Raw genomic sequence first — 14,893 nt, forward strand, 5'->3', positions numbered from 1 at the left:
TTAAAATGAGAATAAAACTTGGAATATCCACCTGCCCAAATGATACTTATATTTTTGCTCCAATCATAAATAATTATGTTAAACATGAGCTGGAGCTCAAGATAATTCTTGATGATGTGGAACTCCTCAATAATCTTGCCATTCAAAATAAACTTGACATTGTAAAGGTATCTTACGGTGTTGTTGAGAAGGTCGTTGATAATTATAAAATTCTAAAGGCTGGTGGAGCATTGGGGTTTGGCTGTGGCCCGATAGTTGTCTCAAAAAATCATAGTACAATTGATGAGTTAAAATATAAAAAGATAGGAATACCTGGCAAAAACACTTCAGCATTTAAAATTTACAAACACTTTTTCTCTGATATGGAAAATACGTTCATTGAAATGAGATTTGATGAAATCATGCCTGCTATCAATAAAGATGAAATTGATGCAGGTATTGTCATCCATGAAGGCAGATTTGTTTATAGAAGTTATGGACTTAAAAAGATAGTTGACCTTGGAGATTTGTGGGAACAAAAGCACCAAACACCAATCCCCCTTGGATGTATTTTAATCAGTAAAAAAATAGAAAATTTAAGCAAATATTTTTGTGACTTAATAAGAGATTCCATCAATTTTTCAAAAAATAACTACAATAATGTTTTCCCTTTTATAAAAAAATATGCACAGGAACTTGACGATGAAATTATTAAAAAACATATTGAGTTATTTGTAAATGAATATTCACTTGATGTCAGTAAATATGTGAATGTGTTGTCCAATTTTATAGGTACAAAAGAGTCTATTTTTGCAAAATGAATTTATACTATGTTTACGCCACAGGTCTTGTTTTTTATTGTTTGATTCACAGTCTGCTTGCTGATTTCAAAATCCTAAAAAAGTTATACTACCTATGGTGGTATAGATTGTTTTATGTAATATCATCAAGCTTACTGCTTATCCCTTTGATTTTTTTATATTTTAAACTTCCTTCAGAAAAATTTTTTTATCCCTCTTTTCCGTATGTCATTGCTCTTTATCTTTTATCATTTTTGGGGGTAATTGTCGGCTATCTTGCAGTCAAAAGCTATGATAATGATACATTTTTAGGTTTAAAACAAGTCAGGGATTATTTTAAAAACAATAGGCGATATTTTAACGAAAACGGCAACTTGATAACAGATAAGGGGATTTTAGGTATAGTCAGACATCCCTACTATCTTGCTAGCCTACTAATCCTATGGGGTAGGCCTCTTTACCTGAAAGATTTTATCACCAATGTTATTTTTACTCTCTATTTTATACTGGGGTCAATAAATGAAGAAAGAAAGCTTTTGAAAATTTATGGAGAAGAATATATAATCTACAAAAAAAATGTTCCTATGATTATCCCTTTTTTGAAGAGAAAGAGATGAAAGTTTACGGTATTTATAATCCAGCAAGCGGCAGCTTTGATATTTCACAAATAAATTATTGCGTATCGTATCTTGAAAAAAAGTATAAACTTAAAATTGAAATCGTAGAATCAAAATATCCAAAATTTTCAAACGATTTTTTTAAAAACAATTTTGCTGATTTGGTCATAGTTTTTGGTGGGGACGGATTTATCAGAGATGTTGTAGAAGGGCTTTATATCAATAAAATCAGTTGTCTTGTATATTTTATACCATTTGGAACTGTGAATGTATTGTGCAGAGAGCTAAAAATTGGAACGAGCTACAAAAAAGCATTAAACAATTTTTCATTAAATAGCAAAAAACTCCCTTTGAATATCGGACTGGCAGGGGATAAAGTTTTTGTACAAATGTTTGGGATTGGATTTGATGCGGCTTCAGTAAAAAATGTCAATATCAGATTGAAAAAAAATATCGGAAGATATGCTTACGTTATTTCCGCTCTCAAAAATATTTTTGGTAAGTTTGATATCCACCAAATTTATTTTGATAAAAAAAAGTTTCAGACAGAGCATTTGATAGTTAATATCGGAAATTTTTATGCCGGATCATATAAAATATACAATAAATTTTCAGATAAATTTAAAATTTTGATTTCAGAAGATATTGGATTTTTTGGTTTGATAAAATTTTTAATTCATATATTTACACCATTTAAAATATTGGATATAAAACTTGCCGGTGTAGTTAAAATAGAAAATGTAACAGATGCCCAAATTGACGGAGACTATGTAAACTTTGATGGGAAAGGTATTTATGTTAGGCTAATAAACACAAAAATATTCATTTTAAAACCAGGTGATTAAATGAAAGAAAAATTTGCAAAACTTTTTAAGATACAATTATTAAACTTTTTCATAATTTTTTTGCTGCATATCCTGTTCTTTTTGATTACACCCAAAAGCAGCTTAATATATTCAAATTTATTCTTAGTCTTATCTGCTCTGTCCAATGCCTTTATGTTTACATTTTTGCTTATTCTTATAAATATACCTTTTGTCTTTTTGGGCAATACATTACAAAAGATAATATTATTTGTTACAAATTTTATAGTATTCGTTTTTATCTTCGTGGATTTCGCTATTTTTAGAATCTACAATTTTCATTTCAATGGGATGGTCATTGGAATGATAACCACTCCTGGTTTCTGGGATTCAGTATCACTTGGCTTTTCTACAATTTTATTATTTGTTTTAGTGATTTTATCTATTGTATTAATTGAATATTTTATAGTAAACTACTGGTATAATAAGATAAAGTTTAGACATTTAATCTATTTTTATATACTCTGTATTCTATTTACCGCATTTGAAAAGATAGGTTATGCAATTTCAGATATTTACAATCTTCAGAGTATTACAAGATTTACAAAAACTTACCCTTTATATCAGCCTTTGACTGTAAGAGGCTTTGCCAAAAAAATACTTAAAATAGATGTAAACAAAGAGGATGGCTTTAAAATCACGAAATCATTACTGCACTATCCAAAAAATAAATTAAATATAGCAAAACCTGATAAAAAATTGCCGAATATCATAGTAATTGCTATCGATAGCCTCAGATTTGATATGATAAATGATGAAGTTTCTCCCAATATCAATATGATAAGAAAAAAATCCTATGATTTTGCCAACCACTACTCAGGTGGTAACTCAACAAGATTTGGTATATTTTCACTTTTTTACGGTCTTTATGGATATTACTGGCATGATTTTTTAAACAACAGGCAGGGCACTGTATTATTTGATGCTCTCAAAGAAGCAGGTTACGATTTTAAAATTTTATCCGCAACCCTTTTAACATTTCCGGAATTTAGAAAAACTGCCTTTATAAAAATTCCAGATTCAATTGAAGACACTTTTGATACAAATGACAGTACAAAAAGAGAGCATATTGTTCTGGAAAGATTTATCAAATACAGAGATAGCCTAACTTCAGAAAAACCGTATTTTTCATTTATATTTTTTGATGCGCCCCATGCCAGGAAATTTCCAAAGGAGTTTAATAAGTTTAAATCGAGCGGTAAAGATGCAAACTATCTTATTATTGGAAAAAATAATATTACGGACATTAAAAATGCTTATATGAATTCAGTTTATTTTGATGATTTCCTTGTGGGAAAGCTTTATAACTATCTGGAAGAAAAGGGGGATCTAAAAAACACTATAATAGTTATAACAGGAGACCATGGAGAAGAATTTTATGAACAGGGGCATTTTGGACACAACAATAGTTTTGGAAAATACCAAACAAAGGTGCCTTTCATTGTGTATATGCCAGGACAAGGGTATAAAAAAATAAGCTCAATTACCAGCCATTATGACTTTGTGCCAACCATTCTCAGTATGGTTGGAGTAAAAAATGATTACAAAGATTATTCTTTTGGGACAAATTTGTTCGAACCTGAAAAAAGAGACTATGTGGTAAGCTGCAACTGGAGTAACTGCGGAATAATTGATAATGAATCGGTATTGTATTTCTCATATGAAACTCATAAATCCTTCAATATGACTGTTTATGATGAAAATTACAAAGAAGTAACTGACAAAAATTTTATCAATGAGAAGAAAAAAAGGCTTAATAAAATTATCAAAGAATTTACGTATTTTTATAAGTAAAAGCCCCATAAGGGGCTTTTATTTTAAATAGCTTGTGTTCGCAATTCCGTGTCACCCTAACTATCGTTATCCACATTATTATATTTTTAAATATCCTGAATTTTTAATACAATTTTACCAAAATGTTTATCTTCTTCCATCATTCTGTGAGCATCAGCAACTTCATCAATAGTGAAAACTTTTGAGATCAAAGGCTTTATAGTGCCATCAGCAAATTTTGGCAGTGCAACTCTTGTAAACTCTGATACTATTTCACCTTTTTCACTTACAGGTCTTGACCTTAAAACTGAACCGATAATCTGCTGTCTTTTTACCATCATAAGGGCAAGATTGAGCTCAGCTTTTATTCCACTTATAACACCAATAATTATAAGCTTACCTTTATAGGCTAAAGAATTCATGTTTGGTGCAAGATATTTTGCTCCCACATGATCTAAAATCAAATCTACGCCTTTTTTATTGGTGAATTCTTTAACAATTAGGGCAAAATCATCTGTTGAAGTATAATCAATTACAAGGTCCACGCCGAGATTTTTTACATTTTCAATTTTTGAAGGGTGTGCCGTTACAATAAGTTTTGAGTTTGGAGCAAGTGCTTTGCACAATTGAATGCCGGCTGTATTTACCCCACCGCCACCGCCGTGTAAAATTGCCGTTTGTCCATCTTTGAACTCACCTATCATGAATATATTCAAAAATGCAGTAATATAAGATTCACATATGCATGCAGCTTCCTCAAAGGTCATATTCTCAGGAATTGGCATAAGGTGATTTGCATATGCAACTGCATATTCAGCATATCCACCACCACCTACAAGACTGATTACTCTGTCACCTTTTTTCCACCCGGTAACATTTTTACCTACCTCTTCTATTACACCAGCAACCTCGAGCCCCAAAATTTCAGAATCGCCTGGGGGAGGTGGGTATTTTCCTTCTCTTTGAACCAAATCTGGTCTGTTGATAGAAGTTGCAGCTACCTTGATTAAAACTTGCTCATCATTTGGTACAGGTTTTTCAGCTTCTCCAACAGTCAAAACTTCAAGTCCCCCAAAACCTTTTAACAAAACAGCCTTCATACAATCCTCCTTTTAAACTTTTATTTCTACATTAAGCCCCAACTCGTCCTTATACTTTTCAATTATCGGATTAACCTCAGAGTTGATAAAATCCATTACCTGTTCAGGAGCTCTCCCTATAAAATCCTTTGGATTAAGCATATTCTCAATCTCTTCTTTGCTCAATGGTATGTTTTTATCATTTATCAGCCTTTCAATGAGGTCATTTGGTTTGCCATCAACTTTTACAACTTTCCCGGCATCCATTGAATGCTGCCTTATTATTTCGTGCATCTCCTGCCTGCTTGCCCCTTTTTTGACTGAAGCCATTATGATATTTTCTGTTGCCATAAATGGAAGCTCTTCCTGTATATGTTTTAAAATCATATTTTCATATACAACAAGCCCATTTGTTACATTGTATAATAACTCCAATATGGCATCAATAGTCAAAAATGCTTCCGGTATTGATATTCTTCTGTTTGCCGAGTCATCGAGCGAACGTTCAAACCACTGTGTTGCATGAGTAAAATAAGGGTTTATGGAAAGTGTAATTACATGTCTTGCAAGAGAACAAATACGTTCACTTCTCATTGGGTTACGTTTGTATGCCATCGCGCTGGAACCTATCTGGCTTTTTTCAAAAGGCTCTTCTACCTCCTTTAAGTTTTGCAATAACCGCAAATCCGTAGCCATCTTGTGAGCAGATTCTGCAATGCCTGCAAGGGATTTTAACACTCTGGTGTCTTGTTTTCTTGTATAGGTTTGCCCTGCAATTTTTAAAACTTTTTCAAATCCCATCTTTTTTGATACAATTTCGTCTAATTTTTTGACTTTTTCATGGTCACCTTCAAATAGACTTAAAAAAGATGCCTGAGTACCGGTAGTCCCCTTAACCCCCCTAAATTTTAAATTATCCTTTACAAACTCAAGTTCCTCAAAATCAAGCACAAAATCCTGGAGCCAGAGACATGCTCTTTTTCCCACAGTAGTCAGTTGAGCTGGCTGATAATGAGTAAATCCTAAGGTAGGCACATCTTTATATTTAATGGCAAAATTCTTAATATTATTGATAACATTAACAAGTTTTTTCAGGACGATATTAAGTCCTTCTTTCATCACAATCAAGTCAGTATTATCACCAACATATGCGCTTGTGGCTCCCAGATGAATTATCGGCATAGCCTTTGGGCAAACTTTACCGAAAGTATGCACATGAGCCATAACATCGTGCCTGAATTTTTTCTCCATCTCGGCAGCATATTCAAAATCTATATTTTCAATATTCAACTTCATTTCGTCTATTTGTTCCTGAGATATATTAAGCCCGAGCTCTTTTTCTGACTCTGCAAGCGCAATCCATAGTTTACGCCAGGTAGTAAATTTCTTTTTGGCAGAAAAAAGCTCAAGCATCTCACGACTTGCATATCTCTCTGAAAGAGGGTTTTGATAAACGGTATAATCTTTCATCTTAGCTCCTTATTTTTTTATTCCAATACTTTGCTTTTTCTTTTACTTCTTTTATATCTATTGTTACAAATTCTCTGTTTTTCATCAAACATTTTCCATTAACAAACACATCTGTTACATTCGATGGTTCTGCGGTGTATACAAGATGCGAAACAGGGTTGTAAACCGGTAACATGTTTATGTCATCAAAAGAGATAATCATAAAATCGGCATAATTACCTTTTTTTAATTCACCGCATTTGTCAAGATTAAGGGCTTTTGCTGCATTTTTTGTTGCCATATTAAATACTTCTTCTGCATTCATCACCGTAGGATCTAAGTTTAGACCTTTTTGCAACTTTGCAAAATAGGACATTTCTTCAAACATATTAAGACTGTTATTACTTGCATTGCCATCGGTGGCAATGGTGAGATTTGCGCCTGCTTCTTTGAGTTTATTAGCCTTAATAAAACCACTTGCAAGTTTTAAATTACTTTTAACGCAAGCAGCAATATTTGCTTTCTTACTACCCAATATCTCTATTTCTTCATCATCAATCCATATAACATGGGCAAAAATAGTGTTGGCATCCAGTAAACCTATCTCATCAAACAACTTTACGGGAGATTTTCCATACCTTTTAATTATTTCATCAACTTCCCACTTTGTTTCAGCCAGATGTGTATGTATCTGTATTTTGTGCCTTATTGAAAAATCTATACATTTTCTATAATTTTCAGGACTAACGGTATAAGGAGCGTGAGGACAAACAGAAATTTTTATAAGTTCATCAGATTTAAATTCTTCAATTAAATCCTCAATCCTTTTTAAATAATCATCGGAATTTTTTGCAAATTTTGTTGGAAAATCAAGTACACCGCCACCTACTACACCTCTTAGACCAACATCACTAAGCGCTCTTCCAATATTTTTTGAAAAAAAATACATATCGTTTGCACAGATTGTCCCTGACCTTATCATTTCAGCTGCTGCCAAAATTGTAGCGTCGTATACAAAATGCTCATCAAGCATTTTACTTTCAGCAGGCCATATGTGCTCTTCAAGCCAGTTTTTTAAAGGCAAATCATCAGCAAGTCCTCTAAAATATGACATTGGAAGATGTGTATGTGAGTTTATGAAAGCCGGAAAAACACCAGAATTACCTCTTTCAAGTATCTCGTATGTTTTATCGGATAGGGTTTCAGTAATGCCTTCGATAATATTGTTATTTACAAGCAGATATTTATCTTGATGAAGTTTATTGTTATAGTAAATAAATTTTGCTTTTATAGCCAATTTACCCATCATTTCTCCCTTTATTTGCATATATTGAGCAAATCTTTCACTTTTTTTACACTAAAATCTGGCTTGACATCTCTTAACTTACCATAACCATATTCACAAAAACAAGTTTTTATATTGGCGTTTTTCCCTGCTTCTATATCTGTGTAATTGTCCCCTATAATTATTGCTTTTGAAGGGATTAATTGATTATTATTCAATATAGTATTAATCGGAGTAGGGGATGGTTTCTTTTCCGGAAATGAGTCAGCACCATACCATTCATCAAAATATTTATCTAATCTGTAATATTTAACAAGATAATCAGTATTATCAAAAGCTTTATTTGACAGTATGATTAATTTTTTGTCATTATATTTAAGTTGCTCAAAAACTTCGAAAATATTTTCAAAAGGTTTTGTTTTATTGGTTTGATTTTTTTGATAAATTTTCCTGAAATGTGTTTCGTATTCTTCTTTAAAGACAGTATCACCTATTGCCCTTTGAACAAGAGCTTTAAAACCGTCCCCAACATAGCTCTTGGTAGTCTCAATATCAAATGTTTGCAAATTAAAAAATTGTAGAGTTGAAGTAAGGGAATCGTGAATATCTTCTATTGTATCAAGGATTGTACCATCAAGGTCAAATATGAACAATTCAAACATTTTTCACCCTCAATTATTAATTTTAAGAGGATACAAAAATAAAATTTAAAATCAACAGATTTTGAAAAAAATAAAAAAGAAAGTTTGATAAAAAAAGCGGGCCTAAGCCCGCTTAAATTTTAAATTAAAGACTTACAACATTAACTGCTGCAGGTCCTTTTCCGGTTTTTTCAATTTCAAACTGCACTTTCTCACCTTCAGCAAGAGTTCTGAAACCCTCTTTTTGAATTGAAGTGTGATGAACAAATACATCCTCACCATTTTCCTGTGTGATGAAACCAAAACCTTTTGTGTCGTTAAACCACTTAACTGTTCCTTTGAGCATTTTTACCTCGCAAATTATAAAATATTTTACAGCATAAAAAAAATGCCGTGCTGGATGCACGGCTCTTTAGTCTTTTTAAACTGCTGTACTACCAACTCTTGCATAACTATACACCAATAATTTATTTATGCAAGCTTTTTATTTAAAAAATAAAAATAATTGACAACTTTTTTAAAAATTAATATAAACAAACCTCACTTGTCTTTATGATGCGCCCTTAGCTCAATTGGATAGAGCGTTTGACTACGGATCAAAAGGTTGGGGGTTCGACTCCTCCAGGGCGCGTATTCAAATATTTTGACTGGGCGTATATATGCAAAAAATATTTATATCTGATATAGTTTTTTCAGAGCAGTACTTCCCTGAACTATCTAAAAATACTGGTTTTTTTGTGCCATATATAGATTATATTGATATGATTGAAGAAAACTTAATAAAGGGTGGAGAAATATTGGTGGGGTGGTCAGCAGGCGCACATTTGATAAGTAAAAATATAAATACTTTTTGCAATAAATGGAAAAAAATAATTCTCATTAACCCATACTCAAGACTTACCGACAACATATCAGAGCAAAGTATTGATACGCTAATAAAGGGGCTTGGCAAAGATTTTACCAAAACAATCAGTTATTATCTTTCAAAAACCGGGGCAAATACAAAAATTTTACCTGATGAAAGTATAAAAAAGCAATTGATCGAAACTCTCCTATATTTTAAAGAATCTGAAGTTAAATCAGAAAGCAGTGCTTCAAATATTGATATAGTTTATGGTAGTGCAAATCAGATTATAAAAAGGTCTACTATATTAAATTTTCTTAAAATATTTAAAAATGCAAGATTCATGGAGGTAGATCAGCCTCATTTTATTTCTGAGTCATTATTATTAAGCCTTATTCATTAATCTGTTTAGTTATCCTGAAAATATTCATAAATTGCTTGACAAAGCACTCAAGTTTTATTTAAACTGAAAAAAGATAAATCTAATCAAACAGGAAGTGGAGCATGGGAAACTTTGATATCAATATCGGAGAAAGAGTAAAGAAACTCAGAAATGAAAGGGAACTTACACTTCAGGATGTTGCCAACCTTACGGGATTTTCAAAGGCCTTGATTTCACAAATTGAAAATAATGTTGTTACCCCTCCCATAAATACTCTGGCAAAAATTGCAAAAGTATTAAACGTAAAGATGACATATTTTTTTGAAGAAGAAATCAATTATAAGGACTACTACCTTGTTGCTTCCGATAAAAGAAAGTTTGTTTTCAGAGAGGGAGCAAAACATGGTTACCTTTATGAGGAGCTTGCATCGATAAAAAACAATGACCTTTTTGAAACCTTTATTGTGTCTGTTAAGCCTGGCACCGGGGAGAAAAAGCTCTTCAGTCATGATGGATACGAATTTATGTTTTTATTGAAAGGGCATATCAGAATGTACCTTAATCAAGATATAGTTGAACTGAAAGAAGGGGACAGCATCGCATTTAATTCAAAAATTCCCCATTACGCTGAAAGTCTCATAAATGATGATTCAAAAGTGCTTTCTGTGAGGGTTAAAAATATAAACTTGAAATAATCAATACAATTTCAAATCGAGATAAATATCTTTATATTTTAAGTACCTTTGTGCATTATTTTTAATCATTTCAAGATCTGATTCTGTAAGATGCCTGGCAACCTTTGCAGGGTTACCGACTATAAGGCTATTTTCAGGAAAATTTTTATTGGGCGGAACAACCGCCCCGGCAGCCACCAGGGAATTTCTTGAAATTACTGAGTTATCAAGTATAACGGCACCAATTCCTATAAGACAGTCATCTTCAATTTTACAGCCATGAAGTGTAACACTGTGGGCTATACTTACTCTTTTCCCTATTTCAGTAGGGTATTTGTCTTTGGTTACATGTATAATTGAGCCATCTTGTATGTTTGTATCATCATCAATTTTAATATAATTTACATCCCCTCTTATTACAACATTATACCAGATACTTACATTATCTCCTATTGTCACATCACCAATAACAACAGCATTTTTTGCGATAAACACATTTTTTCCGAGTTTTGGCTTCAATAATAGTCGATTTCTTACATTTTCCATTATTATACTCTCTTGAGTTTAATTTTTATTGTTGTACCAAAATCTTCCTCTGAATGTATGTAAAAAATACCACCCATCTTTTCTATCAAATATTTTGCAATTGCAAAACTAAATCCTTTCTTTTCAGAATCAAGCTGTTCGATTCTGCCATACTCATTAAATTGAGCGATAAAAGGTTCCATTATTTCATTAAGCTTGTCTTGCGGAATACCTTTACCCGTATCTTTAATTATTATCTCAACATTTTCATTATCAGATGTAATCCTAAAAAGTATTTCACCTTTTTCGGTATATTTAACTGCGTTGTCAATAAACTGAGTCAATGCCCTGAGAAGATTTTTTTCATCAGCAATAACATTTGGTACATTTTCATCAATTTCATAATTAAAAATTATCTTCTGGTTATCTTTCAAAAGCCCTTTTGCAAGAGAAACAATCGATTCATAAACCACATGAAGTGAAATCTCCTGCGGCCTTATTTCAGTAATATTGGTTTCAAGTTTTGCAATATTTAGTATGTTGTTAATTAAGTTTAAAAGCCTTTTGCTGGAGTCATGAATAACCTTAATCATTTCTTTAAAATCGTCGCCATCAGGTCTGTAATTTTCATCAGTCATTATGGTTGTAAATCCTATAATTGCATTAAGAGGAGTCCTTAACTCATGGGAAACATTGACCAAAAACTTACCCCTATAGTCTGAAACTTCCTGCAACTCTTTTTTTGACTTTATCAATTGTAAATTCAGTGCTTTCAACTCTGCATTTGATGTTTCAAGCTCATTTAATGCTTCTTTGTTTTTTGCTGCTTCTTTTTTGTAATCATCTCTAACCTTTTCAAACTGAATATTTAAAGTGTTTAGCTTATCTTTTAACTTTATATATTTATTTAAAGTGTAGTATATTGAGACAGAATACCCGATGATAGAAATTGTAACAATAATTGAAAGAAAAATATAAAATTGATTATTTATTAAATACAGTACCAGAGATATGTTTAAAAGCGCAATAAACAAAATAATTAACAGATTCAATAAATTTAACTTAAATACTTGACTATTTCCCATAAGTTTAATATATAATTCAAATATAAATAAATTGCAAGGAGATAAGATGAGTTACGGAGCCAAATTAAAAGATATAAGAAAAAAACTTGGTATGACACTGGAAGATATTTCGCAAAAAACCGGCTTTACAAAAAGTTTTATCAGCCAGATTGAAAATGGAAAAAATTCACCATCTATCTCATCTTTGAAAAAAATATGTTATGCATTGGGGACTACTATAAGCGAACTATTTGAAGATGAAAGGAATATTGTTCACAAATTCACAAACTCCGATTACAAAATTTTAAAGAATAAAAGTCTTTCCATGGCTTTTCTTGCATCCAAGCTTGTTAATCGAAAGCTTGAGCCGATGCTAATAGAAATTGACCCGCACTCAGAAACAGGCTCTGATTATTACAGACATACCGGTGAAGAATTTGGATATGTCCTTGAGGGGACTTTAACGGTTGTAATAGGTAACGATGAATACGTGTTAAAAGAGGGGGATTCTATTTACTTTAGCTCAAACCTCCCTCACAAGTTAAAAAATAAAAACGACACAAAATTGAAAGCTTTTTGGGTAGGTACACCACCAAGTTTTTAAAATTTGTTATCGGATTTTCCGATACATCTTATTAGTATTGACAAAAAAAATAAAAGTCTATATTAGGATTCTGGATGCAACTTTTGTGCATACCTTGACTTTTTTGGTTATTGAAAGCAGATACGCTTGGATCCGACAGGACCGAGACGAAGGATAAATTTAAATGTCAATAAAAGCCTTCCGGTTATGTCGGAAGGCTTTTTTGTTAATACGCAAATGGAGGATAATTTGAGTAAACATGCCGAAGTAAAAAAAATAACTGTCAACAATATCAAAAATATGAAGCATAAAGAAAAAATTGTTTGCCTTACTGCTTATGATTATACATCAGCAAAAATTATAGACGAAAGCGGTGTGGATTTGATACTCGTAGGGGATTCACTTGGGATGGTAATGAACGGATATGAAAGCACTATCCCTGTAACTGTTGATGAAATTATTTACCACACAAAATCTGTCAAGAAGGGGATAAAAAGAGCCTTTCTTGTGGCTGATATGCCATTTGGCAGTTATCAAATTTCAGATGAGCAAGCCTTAACAAATGCTGTCAGAATTATAAAAGAAAGTGGGGCGGAAGCAATAAAGCTGGAAGGGGGAAAAGAATTTGCACCACTTGTAAAAAAAATGGTGAAGATGGGTATTAATGTAATGGGACATATCGGTCTTATGCCACAGCAGGTTTTGGCTGAAGGTGGATATAAAATTCAAGGAAGACATAATGAAGAAAAATTAATTGAAGATGCTATTGCTCTCGAAGAGGCAGGGGTCTTTTCAATAGTATTAGAAGGTGTTGTGGATGAGGTCAGTAAAAAAATAACTGAAAAAATAAGTATACCCACAATTGGAATTGGAGCAGGAATTCATTGCGATGGTCAAATACTTGTTTTCCAGGATATATTCGGGATGTTTGATGATTTTGTCCCAAAATTTGTAAAGCAATATGCAAATGTTGGTAAAATTATCAAGGAAGCTGCTATGACTTATTGCAAAGAAGTCAAATCCTCTGAATTCCCTGAAGATAAACATTCTTTCAAGAGGTAGAATATGCAAGTTGTAAAAAAAATAGATGAATTGAGAAACATTATCAAACAAGAAAAGATTAAAGGCAATAAAATAGGTTTTGTCCCTACGATGGGATATTTGCACGATGGGCATTTAAGCCTTATAAAAAAATCAAAAGAAGACAATGATGTCACTGTTTGCAGCATCTTTGTAAATCCGACACAATTTGGTCCTGGTGAAGACCTTGACAAATATCCAAGAGATATTGAGAGAGATATGAAGCTCTTAAAAGAAAACAAATGTGACATCCTTTTTTATCCTGATGTAAAAGAAATGTATCCCAATGGATTTTATACCAAAGTAACATTATCTATTTTAACTGACAAGCTTTGCGGTAAAAGTAGACCGGGACATTTTGACGGGGTAGCAACAGTTGTTACCAAGCTAATAAATATTGTCAATCCTGATAGTGCTTACTTCGGTATGAAAGATTATCAGCAATTGCTTGTAATCAAAAGAGTTGTTGAAGACTTAAATTTAGATGTAAATATTGTGGGTTGTCCCATTGTCAGAGAAAATGACGGGCTTGCAATGAGTTCAAGAAATGTTTATCTCACCGAAAAAGAACGTGAATCTGCACTGTCTTTAAGCAAGTCTTTTAAACTTGTTAGTCAGTTAATCGAAAAAGGTATCAAAAATCCACAAGAAATAAAACAAGAGGTTTGTAAATTTATAGAAACCCATCCATTTACCAAAATTGACTATGTTGAATTGGTTGATATTGATACCCTCGAAAACCTGAATGAATTAAAAGATAAGTTTTTGCTTGCCTTGGCTGTTTTTGTGGGAAAAGCAAGACTTATTGACAATAAAATCTTTGAAATAAAATAAATTGAGGTGTGTTATGAAAAGAACAATGTTTAAATCAAAAATTCACAGAGCAACAGTTACTGATGCGGATTTGCACTATGAAGGGAGTATTACTATCGACAAAGATTTGATGGATATGGCAAATATCCTTACATATGAAAAAGTTGATATATATAATATAACAAATGGCGCAAGATTTTCAACATATACTATTGATGGTAAAAGAGGAAGTGGTGAGATTTGTCTGAATGGAGCTGCTGCAAGGTTAGTCCAGCCTGGAGATATGATTATAATTGTGTCATATGGTCAGTATGATGAAGAGGAGATTAAAAACCACAATCCAATTGTTGTCCAGGTGGATGAGAAAAATAGACCAATTAAAAAAGACAGGGTGCTTGTTTAAAAAAATATCCTGTTAATTCGGGGGCTTTTTAAAACCGTA

General features: G+C 32.3%; 17 protein-coding genes and 1 tRNA gene. 11 read left to right on the forward strand and 7 right to left on the reverse strand.

Annotated features, from left to right (window positions below; translation table 11 throughout):
* Positions 1-5 precede the first annotated feature (5 nt).
* Genes ACTCAF_RS05265 through ACTCAF_RS05280 form a run of 4 tightly spaced genes read left to right on the forward strand, consistent with a single transcriptional unit; the run spans position 6 to position 4,053 of the window.
* On the forward strand, positions 6-800 hold the full coding sequence (locus ACTCAF_RS05265; protein ID WP_463062243.1) for a 1,4-dihydroxy-6-naphthoate synthase: 795 nt from the start codon (positions 6-8) through the stop codon (positions 798-800).
* Positions 797-1,396, forward strand: coding sequence for a methyltransferase family protein (locus ACTCAF_RS05270; RefSeq protein WP_463062244.1), 600 nt, complete (start codon positions 797-799; stop codon positions 1,394-1,396). The genes ACTCAF_RS05265 and ACTCAF_RS05270 overlap by 4 nt, the downstream gene beginning before the upstream one ends.
* Positions 1,393-2,241, forward strand: a complete 849-nt coding sequence (locus tag ACTCAF_RS05275) for a diacylglycerol/lipid kinase family protein (protein ID WP_463062245.1) — start codon at positions 1,393-1,395, stop codon at positions 2,239-2,241. Before ACTCAF_RS05270 ends, ACTCAF_RS05275 begins: the two co-directional genes overlap by 4 nt.
* On the forward strand, positions 2,242-4,053 hold the full coding sequence (locus tag ACTCAF_RS05280) for a sulfatase-like hydrolase/transferase (RefSeq protein ID WP_463062246.1): 1,812 nt from the start codon (positions 2,242-2,244) through the stop codon (positions 4,051-4,053).
* Positions 4,054-4,139: 86 nt separating this feature from the next.
* Here the strand turns inward: ACTCAF_RS05280 and ACTCAF_RS05285 are convergent, their stop codons facing one another.
* The 5 genes from ACTCAF_RS05285 to ACTCAF_RS05305 form a co-directional block, all read right to left on the reverse strand.
* Entirely contained in the window at positions 4,140-5,132 is a 993-nt protein-coding gene (locus ACTCAF_RS05285; protein WP_463062247.1) for an NAD(P)H-quinone oxidoreductase, read from the reverse strand.
* Positions 5,133-5,144: 12 nt separating this feature from the next.
* Entirely contained in the window at positions 5,145-6,581 is a 1,437-nt protein-coding gene (gene purB, locus ACTCAF_RS05290) for an adenylosuccinate lyase (protein WP_463062248.1), read from the reverse strand.
* A gap of 1 nt (position 6,582) precedes the next feature.
* Positions 6,583-7,866, reverse strand: a complete 1,284-nt coding sequence (locus tag ACTCAF_RS05295) for an amidohydrolase (RefSeq protein ID WP_463062249.1) — start codon at positions 7,864-7,866, stop codon at positions 6,583-6,585.
* Positions 7,867-7,877: 11 nt separating this feature from the next.
* Positions 7,878-8,507 (reverse strand): HAD family hydrolase, encoded by a 630-nt coding sequence (locus ACTCAF_RS05300; RefSeq protein WP_463062250.1) that lies wholly within the window; start codon positions 8,505-8,507, stop codon positions 7,878-7,880.
* Between the two features lie 124 nt (positions 8,508-8,631).
* Positions 8,632-8,832: a cold-shock protein gene (locus ACTCAF_RS05305; protein WP_463062251.1), complete on the reverse strand. Its 201-nt coding sequence runs from the start codon at positions 8,830-8,832 to the stop codon at positions 8,632-8,634.
* Between the two features lie 211 nt (positions 8,833-9,043).
* Here ACTCAF_RS05305 and ACTCAF_RS05310 point away from each other — a divergent pair.
* The 3 genes from ACTCAF_RS05310 to ACTCAF_RS05320 all read left to right on the forward strand — a co-directional run bounded on the left by ACTCAF_RS05310 (position 9,044) and on the right by ACTCAF_RS05320 (position 10,407).
* A tRNA-Arg gene (locus ACTCAF_RS05310) sits at positions 9,044-9,117 on the forward strand.
* Between the two features lie 28 nt (positions 9,118-9,145).
* Complete coding sequence (locus ACTCAF_RS05315; RefSeq protein ID WP_463062252.1) at positions 9,146-9,733, forward strand: hypothetical protein; 588 nt, start codon at positions 9,146-9,148, stop codon at positions 9,731-9,733.
* Between the two features lie 101 nt (positions 9,734-9,834).
* Positions 9,835-10,407 (forward strand): helix-turn-helix domain-containing protein, encoded by a 573-nt coding sequence (locus tag ACTCAF_RS05320; RefSeq protein ID WP_463062253.1) that lies wholly within the window; start codon positions 9,835-9,837, stop codon positions 10,405-10,407.
* On the opposite strand, the gene ACTCAF_RS05325 is transcribed toward ACTCAF_RS05320, so the two are convergent.
* Together ACTCAF_RS05325 and ACTCAF_RS05330 are read right to left on the reverse strand one after the other, a co-directional pair.
* Positions 10,408-10,932: a gamma carbonic anhydrase family protein gene (locus ACTCAF_RS05325; protein WP_463062254.1), complete on the reverse strand. Its 525-nt coding sequence runs from the start codon at positions 10,930-10,932 to the stop codon at positions 10,408-10,410. It lies immediately after the preceding gene.
* 2 nt (positions 10,933-10,934) lie between these two features.
* On the reverse strand, positions 10,935-11,996 hold the full coding sequence (locus tag ACTCAF_RS05330; protein ID WP_463062255.1) for a sensor histidine kinase: 1,062 nt from the start codon (positions 11,994-11,996) through the stop codon (positions 10,935-10,937).
* 46 nt (positions 11,997-12,042) lie between these two features.
* Between ACTCAF_RS05330 and ACTCAF_RS05335 the strand changes: the two genes are divergently transcribed.
* The 4 genes from ACTCAF_RS05335 (at position 12,043) to panD (ending at position 14,854) form a co-directional block, all read left to right on the forward strand.
* The gene (locus tag ACTCAF_RS05335; RefSeq protein WP_463062256.1) at positions 12,043-12,579 is read left to right on the forward strand and encodes a cupin domain-containing protein; all 537 of its coding nucleotides are present in this window, start codon (positions 12,043-12,045) and stop codon (positions 12,577-12,579) included.
* Between the two features lie 228 nt (positions 12,580-12,807).
* Positions 12,808-13,620, forward strand: a complete 813-nt coding sequence (gene panB, locus ACTCAF_RS05340) for a 3-methyl-2-oxobutanoate hydroxymethyltransferase (protein WP_463062257.1) — start codon at positions 12,808-12,810, stop codon at positions 13,618-13,620.
* A 3-nt stretch (positions 13,621-13,623) separates the two neighbouring features.
* Positions 13,624-14,472 carry a pantoate--beta-alanine ligase gene (gene panC / locus ACTCAF_RS05345; protein WP_463062258.1) on the forward strand — a complete coding sequence of 283 codons (849 nt, stop codon included), beginning with the start codon at positions 13,624-13,626 and terminating at the stop codon, positions 14,470-14,472.
* Between the two features lie 13 nt (positions 14,473-14,485).
* A complete protein-coding gene (gene panD / locus ACTCAF_RS05350) occupies positions 14,486-14,854 on the forward strand; it encodes an aspartate 1-decarboxylase (protein ID WP_463062259.1) in 369 nt (122 codons plus the stop codon).
* The last annotated feature ends 39 nt before the right edge of the window (positions 14,855-14,893 follow it).

It is taken from the genome of Deferrivibrio sp., assembly GCF_055117995.1.

Coding starts and splice junctions, on each gene's coding strand:
- ACTCAF_RS05265 (WP_463062243.1), top strand. CDS start 6: ATGAGAATAAAACTTGGAATATCCACCTGCCCAAATGATACTTATATT.
- ACTCAF_RS05295 (WP_463062249.1), bottom strand. CDS start 7,866: ATGGGTAAATTGGCTATAAAAGCAAAATTTATTTACTATAACAATAAA.
- panD (WP_463062259.1), top strand. CDS start 14,486: ATGAAAAGAACAATGTTTAAATCAAAAATTCACAGAGCAACAGTTACT.
- ACTCAF_RS05320 (WP_463062253.1), top strand. CDS start 9,835: ATGGGAAACTTTGATATCAATATCGGAGAAAGAGTAAAGAAACTCAGA.
- purB (WP_463062248.1), bottom strand. CDS start 6,581: ATGAAAGATTATACCGTTTATCAAAACCCTCTTTCAGAGAGATATGCA.
- ACTCAF_RS05315 (WP_463062252.1), top strand. CDS start 9,146: ATGCAAAAAATATTTATATCTGATATAGTTTTTTCAGAGCAGTACTTC.
- ACTCAF_RS05325 (WP_463062254.1), bottom strand. CDS start 10,932: ATGGAAAATGTAAGAAATCGACTATTATTGAAGCCAAAACTCGGAAAA.
- ACTCAF_RS05280 (WP_463062246.1), top strand. CDS start 2,242: ATGAAAGAAAAATTTGCAAAACTTTTTAAGATACAATTATTAAACTTT.
- ACTCAF_RS05275 (WP_463062245.1), top strand. CDS start 1,393: ATGAAAGTTTACGGTATTTATAATCCAGCAAGCGGCAGCTTTGATATT.
- ACTCAF_RS05300 (WP_463062250.1), bottom strand. CDS start 8,507: ATGTTTGAATTGTTCATATTTGACCTTGATGGTACAATCCTTGATACA.
- ACTCAF_RS05305 (WP_463062251.1), bottom strand. CDS start 8,832: ATGCTCAAAGGAACAGTTAAGTGGTTTAACGACACAAAAGGTTTTGGT.
- ACTCAF_RS05330 (WP_463062255.1), bottom strand. CDS start 11,996: ATGGGAAATAGTCAAGTATTTAAGTTAAATTTATTGAATCTGTTAATT.
- ACTCAF_RS05270 (WP_463062244.1), top strand. CDS start 797: ATGAATTTATACTATGTTTACGCCACAGGTCTTGTTTTTTATTGTTTG.
- ACTCAF_RS05335 (WP_463062256.1), top strand. CDS start 12,043: ATGAGTTACGGAGCCAAATTAAAAGATATAAGAAAAAAACTTGGTATG.
- panC (WP_463062258.1), top strand. CDS start 13,624: ATGCAAGTTGTAAAAAAAATAGATGAATTGAGAAACATTATCAAACAA.
- ACTCAF_RS05285 (WP_463062247.1), bottom strand. CDS start 5,132: ATGAAGGCTGTTTTGTTAAAAGGTTTTGGGGGACTTGAAGTTTTGACT.